The organism is Amaricoccus sp. (assembly GCF_036846665.1).
In the GTDB taxonomy this organism is placed as follows: domain Bacteria; phylum Pseudomonadota; class Alphaproteobacteria; order Rhodobacterales; family Rhodobacteraceae; genus Amaricoccus.
In genome coordinates this window covers 1-18,780 of record NZ_DAIUBO010000062.1, presented here as the reverse complement: position 1 = coordinate 18,780, position 18,780 = coordinate 1, and the positions used below count along the sequence as shown (strand labels likewise).

At 70.3% G+C, this 18,780-nt stretch carries 22 protein-coding genes and 1 tRNA gene; 8 read left to right on the top strand and 15 right to left on the bottom strand.

Annotation, left to right across the window (positions count from 1 at the left end):
* Positions 1-1,051, bottom strand: a 1,051-nt coding sequence (locus V7050_RS08170; RefSeq protein WP_324410449.1) for a TolC family protein, incomplete at its 3' end; no start/stop codon positions are given.
* A gap of 74 nt (positions 1,052-1,125) precedes the next feature.
* Entirely contained in the window at positions 1,126-1,779 is a 654-nt protein-coding gene (locus tag V7050_RS08165) for a protein-L-isoaspartate O-methyltransferase family protein (RefSeq protein ID WP_324366481.1), read from the bottom strand.
* Positions 1,780-1,916: 137 nt separating this feature from the next.
* Between V7050_RS08165 and V7050_RS08160 the strand changes: the two genes are divergently transcribed.
* Both V7050_RS08160 and V7050_RS08155 read left to right on the top strand, forming a co-directional pair.
* On the top strand, positions 1,917-2,858 hold the full coding sequence (locus V7050_RS08160; protein WP_324366479.1) for an SMP-30/gluconolactonase/LRE family protein: 942 nt from the start codon (positions 1,917-1,919) through the stop codon (positions 2,856-2,858).
* A gap of 127 nt (positions 2,859-2,985) precedes the next feature.
* Positions 2,986-3,059 (top strand) — tRNA-Cys (locus tag V7050_RS08155).
* Between the two features lie 67 nt (positions 3,060-3,126).
* On the opposite strand, the gene V7050_RS08150 is transcribed toward V7050_RS08155, so the two are convergent.
* The 7 genes from V7050_RS08150 to acpS all read right to left on the bottom strand — a co-directional run bounded on the left by V7050_RS08150 (position 3,127) and on the right by acpS (position 7,712).
* Positions 3,127-3,483 carry a GFA family protein gene (locus V7050_RS08150; RefSeq protein WP_324366477.1) on the bottom strand — a complete coding sequence of 119 codons (357 nt, stop codon included), beginning with the start codon at positions 3,481-3,483 and terminating at the stop codon, positions 3,127-3,129.
* A 148-nt stretch (positions 3,484-3,631) separates the two neighbouring features.
* On the bottom strand, positions 3,632-4,360 hold the full coding sequence (recO, locus tag V7050_RS08145; protein WP_324366475.1) for a DNA repair protein RecO: 729 nt from the start codon (positions 4,358-4,360) through the stop codon (positions 3,632-3,634).
* Between the two features lie 10 nt (positions 4,361-4,370).
* Positions 4,371-4,703, bottom strand: coding sequence for a DUF1491 family protein (locus tag V7050_RS08140; protein WP_324366473.1), 333 nt, complete (start codon positions 4,701-4,703; stop codon positions 4,371-4,373).
* Positions 4,700-5,617: a GTPase Era gene (gene era / locus V7050_RS08135; protein ID WP_324366471.1), complete on the bottom strand. Its 918-nt coding sequence runs from the start codon at positions 5,615-5,617 to the stop codon at positions 4,700-4,702. Before era ends, V7050_RS08140 begins: the two co-directional genes overlap by 4 nt.
* Positions 5,614-6,294 carry a ribonuclease III gene (gene rnc / locus V7050_RS08130; RefSeq protein ID WP_442885615.1) on the bottom strand — a complete coding sequence of 227 codons (681 nt, stop codon included), beginning with the start codon at positions 6,292-6,294 and terminating at the stop codon, positions 5,614-5,616. The genes era and rnc overlap by 4 nt, the downstream gene beginning before the upstream one ends.
* On the bottom strand, positions 6,291-7,079 hold the full coding sequence (gene lepB, locus V7050_RS08125) for a signal peptidase I (protein ID WP_324366469.1): 789 nt from the start codon (positions 7,077-7,079) through the stop codon (positions 6,291-6,293). Before lepB ends, rnc begins: the two co-directional genes overlap by 4 nt.
* A gap of 222 nt (positions 7,080-7,301) precedes the next feature.
* Positions 7,302-7,712, bottom strand: coding sequence for a holo-ACP synthase (gene acpS / locus V7050_RS08120; protein ID WP_324366467.1), 411 nt, complete (start codon positions 7,710-7,712; stop codon positions 7,302-7,304).
* 349 nt (positions 7,713-8,061) lie between these two features.
* On the opposite strand from acpS, the gene V7050_RS08115 reads away from it, so the two are divergent.
* Positions 8,062-8,304: a DUF2934 domain-containing protein gene (locus V7050_RS08115; protein WP_324366465.1), complete on the top strand. Its 243-nt coding sequence runs from the start codon at positions 8,062-8,064 to the stop codon at positions 8,302-8,304.
* Between the two features lie 66 nt (positions 8,305-8,370).
* Here the strand turns inward: V7050_RS08115 and V7050_RS08110 are convergent, their stop codons facing one another.
* The 5 genes from V7050_RS08110 to ahcY all read right to left on the bottom strand — a co-directional run bounded on the left by V7050_RS08110 (position 8,371) and on the right by ahcY (position 14,399).
* The gene (locus V7050_RS08110; protein WP_324366463.1) at positions 8,371-9,141 is read right to left on the bottom strand and encodes a pyridoxine 5'-phosphate synthase; all 771 of its coding nucleotides are present in this window, start codon (positions 9,139-9,141) and stop codon (positions 8,371-8,373) included.
* Positions 9,138-9,839: a DUF2062 domain-containing protein gene (locus tag V7050_RS08105; protein WP_324366461.1), complete on the bottom strand. Its 702-nt coding sequence runs from the start codon at positions 9,837-9,839 to the stop codon at positions 9,138-9,140. Before V7050_RS08105 ends, V7050_RS08110 begins: the two co-directional genes overlap by 4 nt.
* Before the next feature lie 39 nt (positions 9,840-9,878).
* On the bottom strand, positions 9,879-12,032 hold the full coding sequence (locus V7050_RS08100) for a RelA/SpoT family protein (RefSeq protein ID WP_324366487.1): 2,154 nt from the start codon (positions 12,030-12,032) through the stop codon (positions 9,879-9,881).
* Between the two features lie 62 nt (positions 12,033-12,094).
* Positions 12,095-12,442, bottom strand: coding sequence for a DNA-directed RNA polymerase subunit omega (gene rpoZ / locus V7050_RS08095; RefSeq protein WP_324366459.1), 348 nt, complete (start codon positions 12,440-12,442; stop codon positions 12,095-12,097).
* A gap of 553 nt (positions 12,443-12,995) precedes the next feature.
* Positions 12,996-14,399 (bottom strand): adenosylhomocysteinase, encoded by a 1,404-nt coding sequence (gene ahcY / locus V7050_RS08090; RefSeq protein WP_324366457.1) that lies wholly within the window; start codon positions 14,397-14,399, stop codon positions 12,996-12,998.
* A gap of 123 nt (positions 14,400-14,522) precedes the next feature.
* On the opposite strand from ahcY, the gene V7050_RS08085 reads away from it, so the two are divergent.
* Positions 14,523-15,482: a glycosyltransferase family 8 protein gene (locus V7050_RS08085; RefSeq protein WP_324366455.1), complete on the top strand. Its 960-nt coding sequence runs from the start codon at positions 14,523-14,525 to the stop codon at positions 15,480-15,482.
* Between the two features lie 10 nt (positions 15,483-15,492).
* Here the strand turns inward: V7050_RS08085 and V7050_RS08080 are convergent, their stop codons facing one another.
* Positions 15,493-15,801 carry a hypothetical protein gene (locus V7050_RS08080; protein ID WP_324366453.1) on the bottom strand — a complete coding sequence of 103 codons (309 nt, stop codon included), beginning with the start codon at positions 15,799-15,801 and terminating at the stop codon, positions 15,493-15,495.
* 237 nt (positions 15,802-16,038) lie between these two features.
* Between V7050_RS08080 and V7050_RS08075 the strand changes: the two genes are divergently transcribed.
* The 4 genes from V7050_RS08075 to V7050_RS08060 all read left to right on the top strand — a co-directional run bounded on the left by V7050_RS08075 (position 16,039) and on the right by V7050_RS08060 (position 18,537).
* Positions 16,039-16,641, top strand: coding sequence for an HD family hydrolase (locus V7050_RS08075; RefSeq protein ID WP_324366451.1), 603 nt, complete (start codon positions 16,039-16,041; stop codon positions 16,639-16,641).
* Between the two features lie 95 nt (positions 16,642-16,736).
* Positions 16,737-17,639 carry a co-chaperone YbbN gene (locus V7050_RS08070; RefSeq protein WP_324366449.1) on the top strand — a complete coding sequence of 301 codons (903 nt, stop codon included), beginning with the start codon at positions 16,737-16,739 and terminating at the stop codon, positions 17,637-17,639.
* A 26-nt stretch (positions 17,640-17,665) separates the two neighbouring features.
* Positions 17,666-18,322, top strand: coding sequence for an LON peptidase substrate-binding domain-containing protein (locus V7050_RS08065; RefSeq protein ID WP_324366447.1), 657 nt, complete (start codon positions 17,666-17,668; stop codon positions 18,320-18,322).
* A complete protein-coding gene (locus V7050_RS08060) occupies positions 18,319-18,537 on the top strand; it encodes a Trm112 family protein (protein ID WP_324366445.1) in 219 nt (72 codons plus the stop codon). The genes V7050_RS08065 and V7050_RS08060 overlap by 4 nt, the downstream gene beginning before the upstream one ends.
* The last annotated feature ends 243 nt before the right edge of the window (positions 18,538-18,780 follow it).

Here is an 18,780-nt window from a genome sequence, read left to right as displayed (position 1 = left end):
CCACCCCCCCCGGGGCGGCCCCCCCCTCCTCCCTCCCCCCCCCCCCCCCCCCCTGGACTGGAAACCGGCGCGGGCCGACCCCCGCCTGCGCCTGGCGCACCAGGCTGTCGTTCCGCCCGCCGGTATAGAGCGGCAGGTTGGCCGAGATGCTGGCCTGGCCGAAGGTGCTGCCGTCGTAGTCGACCTGCGGGTTCTGGCGCAGCCGCTCGACCCCCACCGATCCGCCGACGCTGATCGTCGGCCCCTTGGCGGCGAGCGCCCGGTCGAAATTGTAGACCGCGGCCCGCTCGTTGAACTGCGCCGCGACCACCTGCGGATTGCGCTGGATGCCGATCGCCGTGGCCTCCTCGAGCGTGGCCGGCAGGTCGGGCAGCGTCGGGAGCCGCTCGAGATTGCCGGGTGCCACGCCCACCGCCGCGCGATAGGCCTCGCGCGAGATCTCGAGCTGGCCCCGCGCCGCCGCGAGCTGCGAGCGCGATTCCGCGAGGCGCGCCTCGCTCTGGCTGACGTCGGTGCGGGTCACCTCGCCCACGTCGAAGCGGTTCTGGGTGGCGCTCAGCGTCTCGTCGAGGCGGTCGACGTCGTTGACGGCGAGCCGCACGAATTCCTCGTCGCGGCGCACGTCCACATAGGCCTGCACGGCGTTGAAGAGCACCAGCTGCTCGATGTCCTTGAGATCGGCGCGGCCCGAGGCAACCTGGTTGCGCGCCGCCTCGACCGCCGCCGCCGTCTGGCCGTTGTCGAAGAGGAGCAGGGTCGCGTTCAGCGAGGCCTCGATGCCGGCGACGCCGAAATCCAGCTCCTCCACCGTCGTCCCGGTCTGGCCCGAGATGCTGGCGCCCACCTGCGGCCGGCGGTTGGCGCGGGCCTGGGGTACGTTCTCGTCGAGGTTGCGCAGGGCGGCGCGGTTCGCTTCGAGGAGCGGGCTGGTCTGATAGGCGGTGATGAGCGCGTCGGTGAGCGTCTCCGCCGTCGTCGGCCCGGACCAGAGCGCCAGTCCCGCGGCGAGCGCCGTCGAGATCAGAAAGGGACGGAAACGGCGCGACGCCATGACGAACTCCGGACTCTGCTCATGCCTCTCGGCCCGTTGGCCGGGCTCATGCTGGCACTATCGGCGGAATGAAGTCAAAACTCAAACGCTTTCGCCACGGCAAAGCCCGGCATGACGGGCGCAGTGGCATCGAAGATGCGCCGCCAGGCGATGCCCCGGGGGGTCATGAGCCCCAGCCGCGCCTGACCCCCCGCCCCGTTCGCGAAGATCGCCGCGATCCGCCCGCCCGGCTTGAGCTGCGCCTCGAAGGCCTCCGGCAGCGCCTCGATGGCGCCCTCGATGATGACGACGTCGAAGGGGCCGTGCCGGGCGATCCCGGCCGCGAGCGGCCCCTGCTCGACCACGGCGTTGTCGGCGCCGCCCGCGGCCAGCCGGGCCTCGGCCTCCTGGGCCATGGCCGCGTCCTCCTCGAGCGCGATCACCGCCTCCGCGAGCCGGGCGATGACGGCAGTGGAATAGCCGAGCCCGCAGCCGACATCGAGCACCAGGTCGGAGGGGCCGATGTCGAGCGCATCGAGCATCTTGGCGAAGACCCGCGGGTCGAGCAGCACCCGGTCCTCCGCCAGCGGCACATGCTCGCCCAGATAGGCCACCGGCCGCAGCGCCGGCGGCACGAAATCCTCGCGGGGCACGCGCAGGAGCGCCTCGATGATCGGGTAGCGCGTCACGTCGGAGGGCCGGACCTGGCGGTCCACCATGGCTTCACGGGCGGCGGCGAAATCGGTCATGCGACAGAAACCCTAGCGAGATCCGAACCGGCGCCGTGATGCCACATTTCGCCATGGCTGGCAACGCGATGCGGACGGGGGCCTTTCGCCAAATCCCCGGCTGGCCTATCGAGATGCATCCGGCAAGGGAGGAACGCATGACGGATCCGCTCGGCTTCCTGTTCGGCGCGCATGTCGAGTCGCTCGACCCCGCCTTCACCCGGCTCTGCCTGAAGAACGCGCATCTGGAGCGCCTCTGGCAGGGCGGGCGCTGGACCGAGGGCCCGGTCTATTTCGGCGACGGGCGCTACCTGCTCTTCTCCGACATCCCCAACGACCGCATAATGCGCTACGACGAGGCCAGCGGCCAGACCGCCGAGTTCCGCAACCCCTCGCGCAATGCCAACGGCCAGACGCGGGACCGCCAGGGCCGGCTGGTCACCTGCGAGCACGGCGGACGGCGGGTGACGCGCACCGAGCACGACGGCCGCATCCGGGTGCTGGCCGACCGCCACGAGGGCCGGCGGCTCAATTCGCCCAACGACGTGGTGGTCGCCTCCGACGGCGGAATCTGGTTCACCGACCCGACCTACGGCATCGACAGCGACTACGAGGGCGATGCCGCGCGCTCGGAGATCGGCGGCAGCCATGTCTACCGCATCGACCCGGCGAGCGGTGTGGTCGAGATCGTCGCGGACGATTTCGTCAAGCCGAACGGCCTCGCCTTCTCCGCGGACGAGCGGCTGCTCTACGTCTCCGATACCGGCGCCACCCACGAGCCGAAGGGCCCGCGCCACATCCGCCGCTTCGCCGTGGACGGCAAGCGGCTCTCGGGCGGCGAGGTCTTCTCGGTCTGCGACCGCGGCCTCTACGACGGCTTCCGCATCGATGTGAACGGCAACATCTGGGCGAGCGCGGCCGACGGCGTGCATTGCCTCGCGCCCGACGGGGCGCTGATCGGCAAGATCCTGGTGCCGGAGACCGTGAGCAACGTCGCCTTCGGCGGGCCGAAGCGCAACCGGCTCTACATCACCGGGACCACCTCGCTCTATGCGACCTATCTCGCCGTGAGCGGCCTTTCCTATTTCGGCCCCGGCTGACGGCGGCGGCCCGCGGGCGGCGGCGGGAAGCGCCGGCCCGTGGCACGGAACGGGAGCGGAAACGCGATGCCGCCCCCGATACGTCCTTGACGTCCGCCGGAGCGAAACCTAATGCCTACGGCCAGTTGGCGACGTGGCGGAGTGGTTACGCAGCGGATTGCAAATCCGTGCACGCCGGTTCGATTCCGGCCGTCGCCTCCACCAGCCCCGGCGCCCCATTTCTGGCAGGTGGTCGGATCGGCCCGGTCTGCGCCGGTGCCGGGACGGCTCACCGCGAGCGCCCGTCGACATGCTTGGCCGGCAGGGCGCGCGGGTCGACGCCGTCGAGGCAGTTGACGTTGACCGCCACCATCGGCGTGCCGTCCGGCATCGCGCCATAGGCGAAGCTCTCGATGCCGCAGGTCCGGCAGAACAGGTGGCGGATCACCTTCCTGTTGAACAGGTATTCGGTGAGATCGTCCTCGCCCGAGAGCAGCCGGAAGCTCTCGCGCGGGGCGAAGGCGAGCACCGAGCCGAGCCGCTGGCAGCGCGAGCAATTGCAGGTGATGGGATTCGAGATGTCGACATCGACGTCATAGGCGACCGCGCCGCATTGGCACGCGCCGTGATAGCTCTGGACGCTCATTCCGGATCCCCCTTTCGGCCCATGGCGAGCGCCAGATTGGCCCCCGCGCGGCGCGAAATGCAAGCCGGCGGTGCCGGCTTTCCGGCGGGGCGCAGCTGCTCCGAGGCTTCGGGCGCGCCGGTTGCGCGCATCGGCGTCGCCTGTCCCGCTAGCCGCGCAGCATCGCCTCCACCGCCCGCGCGCGCGCCGCCGGCAGCGCCTCGCGCGGCAGGCCGGGCGCGAGGCGCGCCTCGAGGAAATATCCCGTCAAGGCCAGCGCCGCGGCAATCGCCTCGCGCTCCGGCGGCGTCTCCCAGCCGTCGCGCAGGAATGCGGGCAGCGGCAGCAGCCGGTCGGCCCAGGGCGCGCCCGCCGCCCGGCTGATCGCCCGCCCAGACTTCGGCGAGACCCAGACCAGACCGTCGCGCACCCCGGTCGCGGCGCAGGTGCCGAGGTCGAGCCCGAAGCCGAGCTCGGCCAGCAGCGCCAGCTCCCAAGCGGCGTAGCGCGCCGGCCAGTCCGGCGCCGAGCCCAGCGCCGCCAGCAGCTCGCGGCTGCGGGCATAGAGCTCGGGATGGGGATCGCGCTCGGGCATGGCCGCGGTGATCAGCGAGGTCATCGCGCCGAGCGCCGCCAGCGCCGCGCGGTCGCCCATCAGCACCGCCGCCCGCGTCGCCACGGGGTCGACGCGGAAGGCGCCGATATGCTCCTCGAGCCGCGCCGACCATTCCACCGCCAGCAGCGCGCCGGGCTGGAGCACCGGCGCCATCCGCCGCCCCGCCCCGCCGCGCACCACGCCCGCGTGCCGACCATGGGCCGCGGTGAAGATCTCCACGATCGCCGCGGATTCGCCGTGCCGGCGGGAAGTCAGCAGGATGCCCTCGTCGCGCCAGTCCATGGGTGCGAGGCTAGTCCGCCAGCCCCGGCTGGTCGAGAAGGTGCCGCCCGGCGCGGTCCTCGACCTCCACGATCCAGAGATCGGGGTCGAAGCCGCGCTGGCGCGCGAGTGCGGCATCCACCTCCGCCTCGGCGCCCTCTGCCAGCGCCACCCAGACCCGCGCGCCGGAGGCGTCAAAGCTGCGGGTGAGCGCCTGCGCCCGCCCGTCGAGCGTGTTGAGCTTGACCAGCACCGCGCCGGCGGTCGCGTCGCCCCGCGCGGTGACGAAGGCGGGGATGTCGGCGAGGCGCAGGCGGGCGAGATAGGCCTGGACCCAGAATTCGGCGGTCAGGCGCGGGGTCATCCCTCGCCGTCGCGGAAATCGAGCCCCATGGCCGCGAAGCGTTCGGCCTCGTCCATCCAGTTCGGCCGCACCTTCACCGTCAGGAAGAGATGCACCTCGCGCCCGAGGAAGGCCTTGATCTCCTCCCGTGCCGCCTGGCCGACGGCCTTGATCGTTGCGCCCTTGGGCCCCAGCGCGATGCCCTTGTGGCCGTCGCGGGCGACATAGACGATCTGGTCGATCCTGACCGAGCCGTCCTTGCGCTCCTCCCAGGCCTCGGTCTCGACGGTCAGCTGGTAGGGCAGCTCCTGGTGCAGCCGGAGCGTCAGCTTCTCCCGCGTCATCTCGGCGGCGATCTGGCGCTGGGCCATGTCGGCGATCTGGTCCTCGGGATAGAGCCAGGGCCCCTCCGGTACCTGCCCCGCCAGCCAGTCGCGCAGATCCTCGACGCCGTAGCCCTTCTCCGCCGAGATCATGAAGGTCGCGGCGAAATTCCGCGCGGCGTTCATCTCCGCGCTCAGCGCCAGCAGCGCCTCCGCCCTGACCCGGTCGATCTTGTTGATCGCGAGCGCCACCGGGCGGCCCTTGGGCAGCTGCGCATCGAGCGCTTCGAGAATTGCGCGGACACCTTCGGTCCTGCCGCGATGCGCCTCGATCAGGAGCACCACCACGTCGGCGTCGCCCGCCCCCGCCCAGGCCGCCTTGACCATGGCGCGGTCGAGCCGGCGGCGCGGCCGGAAGAGGCCCGGCGTGTCGATGAAGACGAGCTGCGCCGCGCCCGCCGTGGCGATGCCGCGGATCCGCGCCCGGGTGGTCTGCACCTTGTGGGTGACGGCCGCGACCTTGGCGCCCACGAAGCGGTTCATCAGCGTCGACTTGCCCGCGTTCGGCTCGCCGATCAGCGCCACGAGGCCGCAGCGGCTCGGCTCGCTCACGCCGCCGCCTCCAGCCGGGCGAGCAGCACCTCGGCCGCGGCCTGCTGGGCGGCGCGCTTCGAGGCCGCCTCGCCCTGGGCGGAACTTCCGTCCTCGAGCCGCACCTCCACGAGGAACACCGGGGCGTGGTCCGGGCCGGTGCGGTTCAGATCGGCATAGACCGGCGGCTTCAGCCCGCGCGCCTGCGCCCATTCCTGCAGCGCGGTCTTGGCGTCGGGCGGCTGCGCGCGCACCGCGGCGATGCGCCCGGCCCAGTGCCGCAGGATGACCCCGCGCGCCGCCTCCAGCCCGCCGTCGAGATAGACCGCCGCGATCACCGCCTCCATCGCATCGCCGAGAAGCGCGGTCTTGCGCCGCCCGCCGGTCAGCATCTCCGAGCGCCCCATGCGCAGCGCCGTGCCGAGGCCGATCTCCGCGGCGACCTCCGCACAGGTCTCCTTGCGCACCAGCGCGTTGAGCCGCGGGGCGAGCTGGCCCTCCTCGGCCTCCGCGTCCTGGCCGATCAGCGCCTCGGCGATCACCAGCCCCAGCACCCGGTCGCCGAGGAACTCCAGCCGCTGGTTGTGCGGCCGCCCCGCCACGGAGGGATGCGTCAGCGCCTCCTGCAGCAGCTCGGGCCGCGCGAAGCCGTGGCCTAGCCGGGCCGCCGCCTCCGCCATGGCCCGGCCGAGCTTCAATCGATCCCCACGAAGAAGCGGTCCGGCCGCCAGGTCCAGAAGGCCAGCATCGAGCTGCCGGCCGAGGAGAAGATCACCCGGTCGGCCCGGCCGACGAGATTCTCGAAGGGCACGGTGCCCACGCCGCCGGCGCTGCGGGGGAAGCGGCTGTCCATCGAATTGTCGCGGTTGTCGCCCATGAAGAAATACTCGCCCTCAGGCACGGTGAAGACGGGCGTGGTGTCCCCGAAGCCCACGTCGATGTCGAGCACCGCGTGCTGCCGGCCGCCGGGCAGGGTCTCGATCGCTTCGGCCTTGATGCATTCCCCGCCGACCTCGACCGGGCGGTTGGCGCAGCGCGGCAGGTTCTTCATCGGCCCCTGCGGCAGGTTCGGCTCGATGAATTCGCCCTCGGGCACCTGCGGCAGCTCCTCGCCGTTCACGTAGAGGATGCCGTCGATCATCTGCACCGTGTCGCCGGGCAGGCCGATCAGCCGCTTGATGTAATCGGTGCCGTTGGTGGGATGCTTGAAGACAACCACGTCGCCCCGCTCGGGCTGGCGGGCGAGCCAGCGGCCCTCGATGAAGGGGCACATGGAGAAGGGGCAGGAATGCTTCGAATAGCCGTAGGCCATCTTGTTGACGAAGAGGAAATCCCCGATCAGCAGCGTCGGCTTCATCGAGCCCGAGGGGATCCAGAAGGGCTGGAAGAACAGGGTGCGGATCACGCCGGCGAGCAGCAGCGCATAGACGATCGTCTTGATCATCTCCGCGAAGCCGCCCCTGGACTTGCTCTTGGTCGCCATTCCTACCGATCCTGCCGCGGCCCGCCGCCTTGTCGCGCCTGCCCCGGTTGCTGTCAAGGCGAGCGGCCCCGCGCCGTAGGGCTGTCGCATGTGGGGTTCACCCTTTCTTGTTCGACCGCCCCGCAGCAAACCGAGGGCAGCGCCCCGGCCCGGGCGGGGGCGAAGCGCCCGGTCGTGCCGGGGCCACGCCTTTGGCATGACGAGCGCGGGGCGGGCGCTTGTCTATTCTGCGTACAGCTCCGGCAGCGCCTCGATCACCACCACGGCCATCGCCCAGGGGCGGTCGTCGGTCAGGGTGACATGCACCACCGCGCGATGGCCCGCGGGCGTCATCGCCGCCAGCCGCTCGGCCGCCCAGCCCTCCAGCACCATCACCGGCTGGCCGGTCGCGAGGTTCACCACCCCCATGTCGCGCCAGCGGATCCCCATGCGCAGCCCGGTGCCCAGCGCCTTTGAACAGGCCTCCTTGGCCGCCCAGCGCTTGGCATAGGTCGCCGCCCGCTCGGCCCGCCGCTCCGCGGTCGCCTTCTCGCGCTCGGTGAACACCCGGTCGAGGAACCGCGCGCCGAAGCGGGCGATCGTGCCCTCGATGCGCTCGATATTGGCGAGGTCGGACCCGATGCCGAGGATCATTCGAGGCCTTCCGCTTTGGCTGCACCCCTGACCCGAGAGGGCATAGCCGGGACGGGCAGCGACGGAAAGGCCCGAGCCTCAGGAGGGCGCGAGGCCGGGCGCCGCCAGCGGGCGGTGCCTCGCCACGCCCGCGAAGATCGCCCCCCCCCCCGCCGAGATCGGCTCTCGCTGCGGCCATGCCGACCGGGCGCATTTCCAGCGCGACTCCCGGCGCGCGACGAAACTGCCCTCCGGCGCCTTCCGGCAGAGCGCGCGCGGCAACCGGCAGTTGCATTCTCGCGCCGATTTCGGCAGAACCCGGTGACCCATCCCGGGCCCGCATTGGACGAAGACCCCTTTGGAGGCAAGAATGATCACGGAACTCGAGCACCGCATCCGCGAACGCGCCCATATGATCTGGGAGCGCGAGGGGCGCCCCGCCGACCGCGCCGAGGCGCATTGGATGGCGGCAAGCGCGGAGATCGCCGCCGAGACGGCCCCGGCCGCCAAGCCGAAGCCGCGGCGCAAGGTCGCCGCCGCCAAGGCCGAAGCCGCGCCGATTGTCGCCGCCACCGCCCCGAAGCGGCGCAAGGCCAAGCCGAAGGCCGACTGAGCGAAGCCGTTCGCCGGAAGCACCGCTCGGGCGTCGGCTCCGGCCGGCGCCCGCCGGAGCGGAGCGTCAGGCGCCGCTTTCGCCGCGCGCCGCGTCCATCAGCGCGCGCATGCGCCTGATCGCGGCCTCCAGGCCGACGAAGATCGCCTCGCCCACCAGGAAATGCCCGATATTGAGCTCGCGCACCTGGGGCAGCGCCGCCACCGGGGCGACATTGTCGTAGGTGAGCCCGTGGCCGGCATGCACCTCGAGCCCCAGTTCCTCGGCGAAGGCGGCCATGGCGCGCAGCCGCTCCATCTCCGCGTCGCGCGCCGCCAGGTCGCCCGCGAGCGCGGCATCGCAATAGGCGCCGGTATGGAGCTCGATCACCGGCGCGCCGATGCGATGCGCCGCCTCGATCTGCCGGGGCTCGGCGGCGATGAAGATCGAGACGCGGCAGCCCGCCTCGCGCAGGGGGGCGATGAAATGCGCCAGCCGGTTCTCCTCGCGCGCCACCTCCAGCCCGCCCTCGGTGGTGCGCTCCTCGCGCCGCTCCGGCACGAGGCAGACCGCATGCGGCCGGTGGCGGAGCGCGATCGCCTGCATCTCCGGGGTGGCGGCCATCTCGAGGTTGAGCGGCAGCGTGATCGCCGCCATCAGCGCGTCGATATCGGCGTCGGTGATGTGGCGGCGGTCCTCGCGCAGATGCGCGGTGATGCCGTCCGCACCCGCCGCCTCGGCCAGCCGCGCGGCGCGCACCGGGTCGGGAAAGGGAGCGCCTCGGGCATTGCGCACCGTGGCCACATGGTCGATGTTGACCCCGAGCCGCAGCGCTCCGGCCGGAATTCCTCGTGTCATTTCAGTCCCTTGCCTCCCGCGGCCTTGCTGTCGTTGCGAGTATAGAGCGGCGGGGCGTGGACGCCAGCCTCCGGTTTGCGGCGCATCAGCCGCGCCTTCGCCTTGTCGAGCAGCCGGGCGCGGCGGCCCGCCTGATAGGCCGCCACCAGCGGCCGCACCAGGTAGTAGCTCGCGATCGCCGCCACCAGGCCGGGCAGCAGGCCGCCGACGAAATAGGGCCAGATCACGTCCTGCAGGAGCAGCGTGAGCTTGTGCCAGTCGGCATGCCCGGCGCCGAAGAGGTTGAGCACGCTCTCCCAGAGGCCGATGAAGAACTGCTTGAAGCCCTCGGCGATGCGCCGGAAGTCCCGCCCCGAGGCGCCGTAGCCGAGGATCCGCCGCCCCAGCCCGAGCGAGATCGAGGCGATGAAGGGAAAGGTCAGCGGATTGCCGGCGGCGGTGCCGATCAGCGCGGCCAGCGCATTGCCGCGGATCACCCGCGCCATCGCCGCCGCCAGGATGAAATGCAGCCCGAAGAACGGCGTGAAGGACATGAAGACGCCGCAGGAGAAGCCCAGCGCGATGCGGTGCGGCGTGTCGGGCAGCCGCCGCATGCGATGGGCGAGATATTCGATCCCGCGCCGCCAGCCGCGCCGCGGGAACAGGAACCCGCGAAGCCGGGTCGGGAAGGGGAGCTTGTCGCGTCTCTTGAATACCATCTGCCCGGATCGACTCGCCACCTCCGGGCGCGCGAAACCTCAATCCCCGCGGTGGGCCGCTCCGCCCCGGGCCGCCGCCGCGGTCCTCCGGAAGCGTCGGACCTGCGCCACGTCCGAATCGGCGTCGATCGCCGTCAGGACATGGGTGAGGTGTTCCATATCCCGCACCTCGATTTCAACGATCATGCGGTAAAAGTCTGGTTTACGATCGGTGAAATCGATGTCGGTGATGTTGGCATGCTGCTCGCCGATCAGCGTGCAGATCCGCCCCAGCACGCCGGCATCGTTGGCGAGCGCGATCTCGATCGCCACCGCATGATCGGGACGCGAGTGTCCCTCCGCCCAGCGCAGGTCGATCCAGCGGTCCGGCTCCTCCTCGAAGGCGACCAGTTCCTCGCAGTCGATGGCATGGATCATCACCCCCTTCCCGCGCACGGCGATGCCGACGATGCGCTCGCCGGGGATGGGGTTGCAGCAGGGCGCGGGGCGCGCCTCCTGCCCGGAGCCAAGGCCGATGACCACCGGGGCGGTGCCGTCGCCGGCGGCGGGCAGCGGCTCGCGCTGCAACTCGGGATAGAGCGTCGCGACGAGATCCTTGCCGGTCATCTCCGCCGCGCCGAGCCGGGCCAGCACGTCGTCGCCCTCCTCGAGCCCCAGCCGCTTGGCCGCCGCCTCGAGCGCCTTGTCGGAGGCCCGCTTGCCCACCCGTTCGAGCGCCACCCGGGCGATCTCGCGCCCCAGCCGCACCTGGGTCGCGCGCTGCTCGCCGCGCAGGGATCGCCGGATCGCCGATTTCGCCCGCCCGGTGATCACCATGTCCTCCCAGGAGGGCTGCGGTCGCTGGCCCTCGGCGCGGATGATCGTGACCGACTGGCCGTTGCGGAGCTTGGTCCAGAGCGGCACGCGGTTGCCGTCGACCTTGGCGCCCACGCAGCTGTCGCCGATGCGGGTGTGGATGGCATAGGCGAAGTCGATCGGCGTCGCGCCCCGGGGCAGCTTCACCACCTCGCCCTTGGGCGTGAAGCAGAAGACCTGGTCCTGGAACATCTCGAGCTTGACGTGCTCGAGGAAATCCTCCGAATCCTCCGCCCCTTCGAAGCGTTCGGTCAGCGAGCGGAGCCAGCGGAAGGGATCGACCGCGAAGGGGTTCTCGAAGCGCTCGCCGTCGCGATAGGACCAATGCGCCGCCACGCCGCTCTCGGCGACCGCATGCATCTCGAGCGTGCGGATCTGCACCTCGACCCGCTTGCCGTCGCGCCCCGAGACCGTGGTGTGGATCGAGCGGTAGCCGTTCGACTTCGGCTGGCTGATGTAGTCCTTGAAGCGGCCCGGCACCGCGCGCCAGCGCTGGTGCACCGCGCCGAGCGCCATGTAGCATTCCTCCACCGACCGGGTGACGATGCGGAATCCGTAGATGTCGGAGAGGCGCGAGAAGCCCTCCTTCTTCTCCTCCATCTTGCGCCAGATGGAATAGGGCTTCTTCTCGCGGCCCAGAACCTCGGCGGTGACGCGGGCGCCGGCGAGCACGGTGCGGATGTCCTCGGTGATCTTGGGGATCACGTCGCCGGATTCGTTCCGCAGCGTCAGGAAGCGGCGGATGATCGAATTGCGCGCCTCGGGGTTGAGGATGCGGAAGGAGATGTCCTCGAGCTCGTCGCGCATCCACTGCATGCCCATGCGGCCCGCGAGCGGCGCGAAGATGTCCATGGTCTCGCGCGCCTTGCGCACCTGTTTCTCCGGGGGCAGGTGGCGGATGGTGCGCATGTTGTGCAGCCGGTCGGCGAGCTTGACCAGCAGCACCCGCAGGTCCTTCGACATCGCCATCAGGAGCTTGCGGAAGTTCTCCGCCTGGGCGTTGCCGACCTGGGAGAGCTCGAGATTGGTGAGCTTGGTCACCCCGTCGACCAGTTGCGCCACCTCGTCGCCGAAGCGCAGCGCGATCTCGTTGTAGGTCGAGCCGGTGTCCTCGATCGTGTCGTGCAGCAGCGCGGTGATGATCGTGTTGTCGTCGAGCCGCTGCTCGGCGAGCAGCATGGCGACCGCCACCGGATGGCTGAAATAGAGCTCGCCGGAGGTGCGGAACTGGCCCTCGTGCATCCGCCGCCCGTAATCGTAGGCGGCTTCGATCACGCCCACCGCGCAGCGGGGGTTGTAGGAACGCATCAGCGAGGTCAGCGCCTCGACCGGAATCAGCCCGTCATCGCCCGTGCGGACGGGCGTGGCATCGCTCGCGGTCAGGGGTGCGGAGGTTGATCTCAGTTCTCGCCCTGAGCCTCCATCAGCGCCCGCAGCAGCCGCTCTTCGGACATGTCATCCTCGGCGGGCGCATCATTGGCGACGAGGAGGGTCATGACGTCCTCCTCGGGCTCGTCCACCTCGATCTGCCGCTGGAAGCTCTCGATCGCGTTCTCGCGCAGCTGGTCGGCGGTCAGCGTCTCGTCGGCGATCTCGCGCAGCGCCACCACCGGGTTCTTGTCGTTGTCCCGCGAGACGGTCAGCGGCGCCCCGGAGGCCAGCGCGCGCGCCCGATGGGCCGCGAGCATGACGAGCTCGAAACGGTTCGGTACCTTGTCGACGCAGTCTTCGACGGTTACGCGGGCCATGGCGGACCTCCAGATCCGGTGGTTCAGGAAAGTGCAGCACTTAGCGGTCGGCACGGCCGAACGCAAGCCCCCGGCGGCGAAGCCGGGCCGGACACCCCCCAGATCACGTGGCGACAAGTCTAGCACAGACCGAGGCGCTTCGCACAAGTCCCGCGCATGGCCGGTGAATGGATCGCGCGGCGCCCCGGCGGCGCCCGCCCACCGCGAAACGCGATCGGGAGGGCCCTCCCCTCAAAGGACCCTCCCGACCGGTTCGTGCGGGCTAGACCCCAAGTGCGAGGCCCGGGCAATCCGGCGCGGAACCGCGAACGCACCCCACTGCCGTCGGGCGCCGCTGATGCCGGATGTCCTGGGACCCCGCGACCCGCACGATGCCGCGAGTCCGTGGACCCGGGGGCAAACCTGTGCAGTCGATATGGAGAGCGACGGTGATTGAGGGACGCTTCTGCCTCGGCCATCGATGCGTCCCTTATGCCAGAAATCTCGCCGCAATCAAGCGGCGAGTTCCAACAATTCGATGCAAATCCAGACGGTTAGAGAATCCGCCGCGGCCTCAGTAGCGGTAGTGCTCCGGCTTGAAGGGGCCTTTCGCCGAGACGCCGATATAATCGGCCTGCTCGGGGCGGAGTTCGGTCAGCTTCACGCCGATCTTCGCCAGATGCAGCCGGGCGACCTTCTCGTCGAGATGCTTGGGCAGGACGTAGACCTTGTTCTCGTATTGCTCGCCCTTCGACCACAGCTCGATCTGCGCCAGGACCTGGTTGGTGAAGGAAGCCGACATCACGAAGGACGGGTGACCCGTGGCGTTGCCGAGGTTCAGGAGCCGCCCCTGACTGAGAAGGATCAGCCGCTTGCCATCCGGAAACGCGATCATGTCCACCTGGTCCTTGACATTGGTCCAGGTCAGGTTGCGCAGCGCCGCGATCTGTATCTCGTTGTCGAAATGGCCGATGTTGCCGACGATGGCCATGTCCTTCATCGCCCGCATGTGCTCGAGGCGGATCACGTCCTTGTTGCCGGTCGCGGTGATGAAGATGTCGGCCTTGTCGGCCACGTCCTCGATCGTGACCACCTCGAAGCCGTCCATGGCCGCCTGCAGCGCGCAGATCGGATCGACCTCCGTCACCATCACCCGCGCGCCCGCGCCGCGCAGGCTCGCCGCCGATCCCTTGCCGACGTCGCCATAGCCGAGCACCAGCGCGGTCTTGCCCGCCATCATCGTGTCCGTCGCCCGCCGGATCCCGTCCACGAGGCTCTCGCGGCAGCCGTATTTGTTGTCGAACTTGGACTTGGTGACGCTGTCGTTGACGTTGATCGCCGGGAAGGGCAGCCGGCCCTTCTCCATCAGCTGATAGAGACGATGCACGCCCGTGGTGGTCTCCTCGGAGACGCCGCGGATCGCATGGCGCTGCTTCACGAACCAGCCGGGCGAGGCCTTCAAGCGCTTCTTGATCTGGGCGAAGAAATACTCCGCCTCCTCGCTGTCGGGATTCTCGATGAGGTCGGTCTCGCCCTCCTCGACCCGGGCGCCGGTCAGGATGTACATGGTCGCGTCGCCGCCGTCGTCGAGGATCATGTTGGCGCCGTTCCCGTTAGGGTCCTCGAAGTCGAAGATCCGGTCGGTATAGGTCCAGTAATCCTCGAGCGTCTCGCCCTTCACCGCGAAGACCGGGACCCCGGAGGCGGCGATGGCCGCGGCGGCATGGTCCTGGGTGGAGAAGATGTTGCACGAGGCCCAGCGCACCTCGGCACCGAGATGGGTCAGCGTCTCGATCAGCACCGCGGTCTGGATCGTCATGTGCAGCGAGCCCGCGATCTTCGCGCCCTTCAGCGGCTTAGATTCGCCGAACTCGGCGCGCAGCGCCATCAGGCCGGGCATCTCCGTCTCGGCGATGTCCAGCTCCTTGCGGCCGAAATCGGCGAGGCCGATGTCCTTGACGACGTATTGCTTGCTCATGCGGGCGACTCCGGAGAACGGAAGAACGAATTTCCAGCGCCACCTAGCAGGCGCCCTGCCCCTCGACAACAGCGAGGCGCAAAGTAAGCTAACCCCGCGGAAGCGAACGGGGGGCGGCGCGGGATGGCGATCGGGATCGCGAGCAACCTCCCGAAGCGGGCGGAGAAGGCCGTCGCCTTTGCCTGCGACGGCAATTACCTGAAATACGCGCTCTTCGCCGCGACGCAGCTCGCCGCCCTCGCCCCGGCGCGGGACTTCGACATCTGCATCTGCTCGACCGAACCGCTGACGCCGCCGGCCGGCGCCCCGGAAGGCCTGCGCTTCTGCCAGGTCCGGATCGACGCGAGCTTCGCCGGCCTCAACCTGGACCGGCGCCGCACCGAGGCGACCTATCTGCGCCTGGCGCTTCCCGAAGCCTTCGCGGCGGACTACCGGCGGCTCCTCTATCTGGATTCGGACGTCTTCCTGCAGGGGGGCGACTTCTCCGCGCTGCTCGATCTCGAGCTCGGCCCGCATGCGATCGCCGCAGTGCGCGACAACAGCCAGTGGCGGACCCCGGGGCGGCGCATCGATTCCTTCGCCAGGATGGGGCTGCCGGCGACACCCTATTTCAACGCCGGCGTGCTGCTGATCGACGTGGCGGCCTATAATTCCCGAGGAATCCGCGACAGCGCCTTCGCCTTCGCACGCGCCCATCCCGGCAAGCTCACCCACATGGACCAGGACATGCTGAACGGCGCCGTCATGGGCGTCTGGGCCGAGCTGAGCCCGGTCTGGAACTGGCAATACACCTGGGCGTCGCGGCTCTTCGAGGCGATGGTCGGCGCCAATGTGGTGCATTTCATCGGCCGCAAGAAACCCTGGAACCACATCGAGGGCGAGCTGCCGCTCCGGTTCCGCCACGCCTATCGCGACTTCCTCGCGGCGCATTTCCCGGAGGCCGCGCCGCTCGACGACGACGGGGTGCAGCCGCAGCGCAACCGCGCCTTCCTGCGCAAGGCGCTCGGCAAGCACCTGCTGGCGACCGGCAAGATGTGCGACTATCTCGACCGCTTCCCGGACGAGATGACGGTGATCCGCTGAGGCGGACGGTTCAGCTGTCGACGCCTGCCGCAACCAGTTTCGGCGGGTAGTCCAGCCAGTCCGATCCGGATGCGGCGATGCAGGCCATCCCGTCGGCACGGGTGAAGAGCAGCGTCCAGGTGCCGGTGCTCTGCGAGATCCAGACCTCGACGAGCCGGGTCGGATCCTGGAGACCGCTGCCGCGATGCTGCTCGCCGTATTTCTCGGCAAGGCGTTCGACGATCTTTTCGCGGTTGCCGCAGGCGGTCTGCGCCCAGAGCGGGGGCGGCGTGGCGGCCAGTCCCAGAAGGGTGGCGGCGATCAGCAGATGTCTGGCCATGGCGTGTCTCCTGCTATCGGGGCGCGCGGCCCCGGGGCCCGTCGCGGAGACGCCTCCGACTTGCCGGCGGCGTCCGATGCTGTAGAACGCGGGCCATCGCATCCGTCTCCGACCGAGCATGACCCGAGCCCTTCCTTGGCCTGCACTTCGCGGCGAATTCCGCCGCCCCCATCCTCTCGCATGGCGGCGTCATCGGGCTGTGACCGCCGTCACACCGCGGCGTCAGCGGGGCGTGACTTGAGCCGGCCCGCCCGCGCCTGGCAGCGCATGCTCTCCGGGCGGCGGCTCGACCTGATCGACCCCTCCCCGCTCGACATCGAGATCGAGGACATCGCCCACGGGCTCGCCTTCGTGGCGCGCTGGAACGGCCAGACCACCGGCGAATACCCCTATTCGGTGGCCGAGCATTCGCTGCTCGTCGAGGCGGTCTTCGCGGCGCTCGCACCGCGGGCGGAGCCGCGCTGGCGGCTGGCCGCACTCCTGCACGACGCGCCGGAATACGTGATCGGCGACATGATCTCGCCGGTGAAGGCGGCAGTGGGGCCGGACTACGCCGCGCTCGACGCCCGTCTCGCGGCGGCGGTGCACCTGCGCTTCGGCCTGCCGGCGGAGCTGCCCCGAAGCGTCAAGATGCAGATCAAGCGGGCCGACCGCATCTCGGCCTGGCTCGAGGCGACCCGGATCGCCGGCTTCTCCGAGGCCGAGGCGGACCGCTTCTTCGGCAAGCCGAAGATCACCGATCCGGTGACCACCCGCCTGCACCTGCGCCCGCCCTCGGAGGTCAAGGCCGCCTTCCTCGCCCGCCACGCCGCGCTGATGCGCGCCCTCGCGCCCGCCTGAGGCGGCGGGGATTTGGCTTGACGCATCGCGAGTGCTACACCACGTAACGCAGCGACCGGCCCCGGCTTTCGGGGACGCAGGAAGATGGATTGGCCATGGAACTGAACCTCGCGCCGAAGCCGGCGGCGGATGTGATCAAGGACGGCACCGAGGCGACCTTCATGGCCGACGTGGTCGAGGCCTCGCGCGAGGTCCCGGTCATCGTCGATTTCTGGGCGCCCTGGTGCGGCCCCTGCAAGACGCTCGGCCCCGCGCTCGAGGCGGCGGTGACCGCGGCCAAGGGCAAGGTGCGGCTGGTCAAGATCGACGTCGACCAGAACCAGATGATCGCCGCACAGCTCCGGGTGCAGTCGATCCCGGCCGTCTTCGGCTTCGTGAACGGCCAGCCGGTGGACGGCTTCATGGGCGCGCAGCCGGCCTCGCAGATCAAGGCCTTCGTCGAGCGGCTGATCGCCCAGGGCGGCGGCAACGACGGGCTCGAGGCAGCGCTGGAGGCGGCGGAGGCGATGCTCGAGGAAGGCGCGGTCGCCGATGCCGCGCAGACCTTCGCGGCGATCCTCGCCGAGGAGGCGGGCAATCCGGCAGCGCTCTCGGGGCTGTCGCGGTCGCATCTCGCCCTCGGCGACATCGAGAAGGCGAAGGCGATCCTCGATCTCGTGCCCGCCGAGAAGGCCAACGATTCGGCGATCCTGGCGGCGCGGGCGCAGATCGAGCTCGCCGAGGCCACCGCCGATGCCGGCGACGTGGGCGAATTCGCCGCGGCGCTGGAGCGCGACCCGGGCGACCATCAGGCGCGCTTCGATCTCGCGATGGCGCTGGTCGCCAAGGGCGACCAGCAGGGGGCGATCGACGCCCTGCTCGAGCTCTTCCGCCGCGACCGGGAGTGGAACGACGGCGCGGCGCGCGCCCAGCTCTTCAAGCTCTTCGACAGCCTCGGGCCGAAGTCGGAGCTGGCGGCGAAGGGGCGGCGGCGCCTCTCGTCGATGATCTTCGCCTGAACCGCCCGCAGGCGCCGGGAGGGCGCATGGCCAAGAAGTTCAGCCTCGCCGACCTTCCGGAGACGATTCCCGTCTTCCCGCTGCCCGGCGCGCTGCTGCTGCCCCGGGCGCGGCTGCCGCTGAACATCTTCGAGCCGCGCTATCTCGCGATGCTCGAGGACGCGCTCAAGACCCAGCACCGGCTGATCGGGATGATCCAGCCCATCGTCATGCCCGAGGGCAGGGCGAGCGGGCGGCTGCACCGGATCGGCTGCGCCGGCCGGCTGACCGCCTTCCAGGAGACCGAGGACGGACGCTACCTGATCACGCTGTCGGGCATCAGCCGCTTCCGGGTGATGGCGATGCAGGAGGGCTTCACGCCCTATCTGCGCGCCGACGTCGACTGGTCGAGCTTCGACCGCGACCTCGGCCGGGCCGAGATCGACGAGGATTTCGACCGGGCGGAATTCCTCGCGGTGCTGGCGCGGTATTTCGCCACGGCGCAGCTCTCCTCGGACTGGGACAGCCTGAAGGAGGCCGACGAGGAGCTGCTGGTCAATTCGCTTTCGATCCTCTGCCCCTTCGATCCGGAGGAGAAACAGGCGCTGCTGGAGGCGCCGACCCTGACCAACCGCCGCGAGACGCTGGTCACGCTGATGGAATTCGCGCTGCGCGGCGGCGGCGAGGAAGGCACGCTGCAGTGACCGACGACGCGGCCGGGGAGCCGGACGAGACCGCGGAGCGCCCGGTGGTCGACCGCCGGCTGCTCGAGATCCTCGTCTGCCCGGTGACGCGGGGACCGCTCGTCTACGATGCCGCGCGGCGGGAGCTGGTCTCCAAGGGCGCGGGCCTCGCCTTCCAGATCCACGACGGGATCCCGGTGATGCTGATCGACGAGGCGCGCAAGCTCGACCCCTGACCGTCTCCGGATGTCTGCTGCGGAACGGCGATGGTTCCCCGTGGCGGCGCCGCCATTCCCCTCGCAGATCACGAACGTGACAATTCCACGCGCGCCTGCCTGCTCCGACTGTTGAAAATTTGGTCGGTTGGGGACGGCAGACGCGCCGGGTGTCCCCAGCCCGATCGACCCGTGGCGATCGGGCCGCACCGGCCCTGCCGGGGGCCGGCGCGCTTCGCACGCCGTCCAGGGCCGACCCGTCCC

Bases quoted from the DNA above. Each gene is read 5' to 3' on its own strand.
- V7050_RS08165 (WP_324366481.1), bottom strand. From the start codon at position 1,779: ATGACCGATTTCGCCGCCGCCCGTGAAGCCATGGTGGACCGCCAGGTC.
- V7050_RS08160 (WP_324366479.1), top strand. From the start codon at position 1,917: ATGACGGATCCGCTCGGCTTCCTGTTCGGCGCGCATGTCGAGTCGCTC.
- V7050_RS08150 (WP_324366477.1), bottom strand. From the start codon at position 3,483: ATGAGCGTCCAGAGCTATCACGGCGCGTGCCAATGCGGCGCGGTCGCC.
- recO (WP_324366475.1), bottom strand. From the start codon at position 4,360: ATGGACTGGCGCGACGAGGGCATCCTGCTGACTTCCCGCCGGCACGGC.
- V7050_RS08140 (WP_324366473.1), bottom strand. From the start codon at position 4,703: ATGACCCCGCGCCTGACCGCCGAATTCTGGGTCCAGGCCTATCTCGCC.
- lepB (WP_324366469.1), bottom strand. From the start codon at position 7,079: ATGGCGACCAAGAGCAAGTCCAGGGGCGGCTTCGCGGAGATGATCAAG.
- acpS (WP_324366467.1), bottom strand. From the start codon at position 7,712: ATGATCCTCGGCATCGGGTCCGACCTCGCCAATATCGAGCGCATCGAG.
- V7050_RS08115 (WP_324366465.1), top strand. From the start codon at position 8,062: ATGATCACGGAACTCGAGCACCGCATCCGCGAACGCGCCCATATGATC.
- V7050_RS08110 (WP_324366463.1), bottom strand. From the start codon at position 9,141: ATGACACGAGGAATTCCGGCCGGAGCGCTGCGGCTCGGGGTCAACATC.
- V7050_RS08105 (WP_324366461.1), bottom strand. From the start codon at position 9,839: ATGGTATTCAAGAGACGCGACAAGCTCCCCTTCCCGACCCGGCTTCGC.
- rpoZ (WP_324366459.1), bottom strand. From the start codon at position 12,442: ATGGCCCGCGTAACCGTCGAAGACTGCGTCGACAAGGTACCGAACCGT.
- ahcY (WP_324366457.1), bottom strand. From the start codon at position 14,399: ATGAGCAAGCAATACGTCGTCAAGGACATCGGCCTCGCCGATTTCGGC.
- V7050_RS08085 (WP_324366455.1), top strand. From the start codon at position 14,523: ATGGCGATCGGGATCGCGAGCAACCTCCCGAAGCGGGCGGAGAAGGCC.
- V7050_RS08080 (WP_324366453.1), bottom strand. From the start codon at position 15,801: ATGGCCAGACATCTGCTGATCGCCGCCACCCTTCTGGGACTGGCCGCC.
- V7050_RS08070 (WP_324366449.1), top strand. From the start codon at position 16,737: ATGGAACTGAACCTCGCGCCGAAGCCGGCGGCGGATGTGATCAAGGAC.
- V7050_RS08065 (WP_324366447.1), top strand. From the start codon at position 17,666: ATGGCCAAGAAGTTCAGCCTCGCCGACCTTCCGGAGACGATTCCCGTC.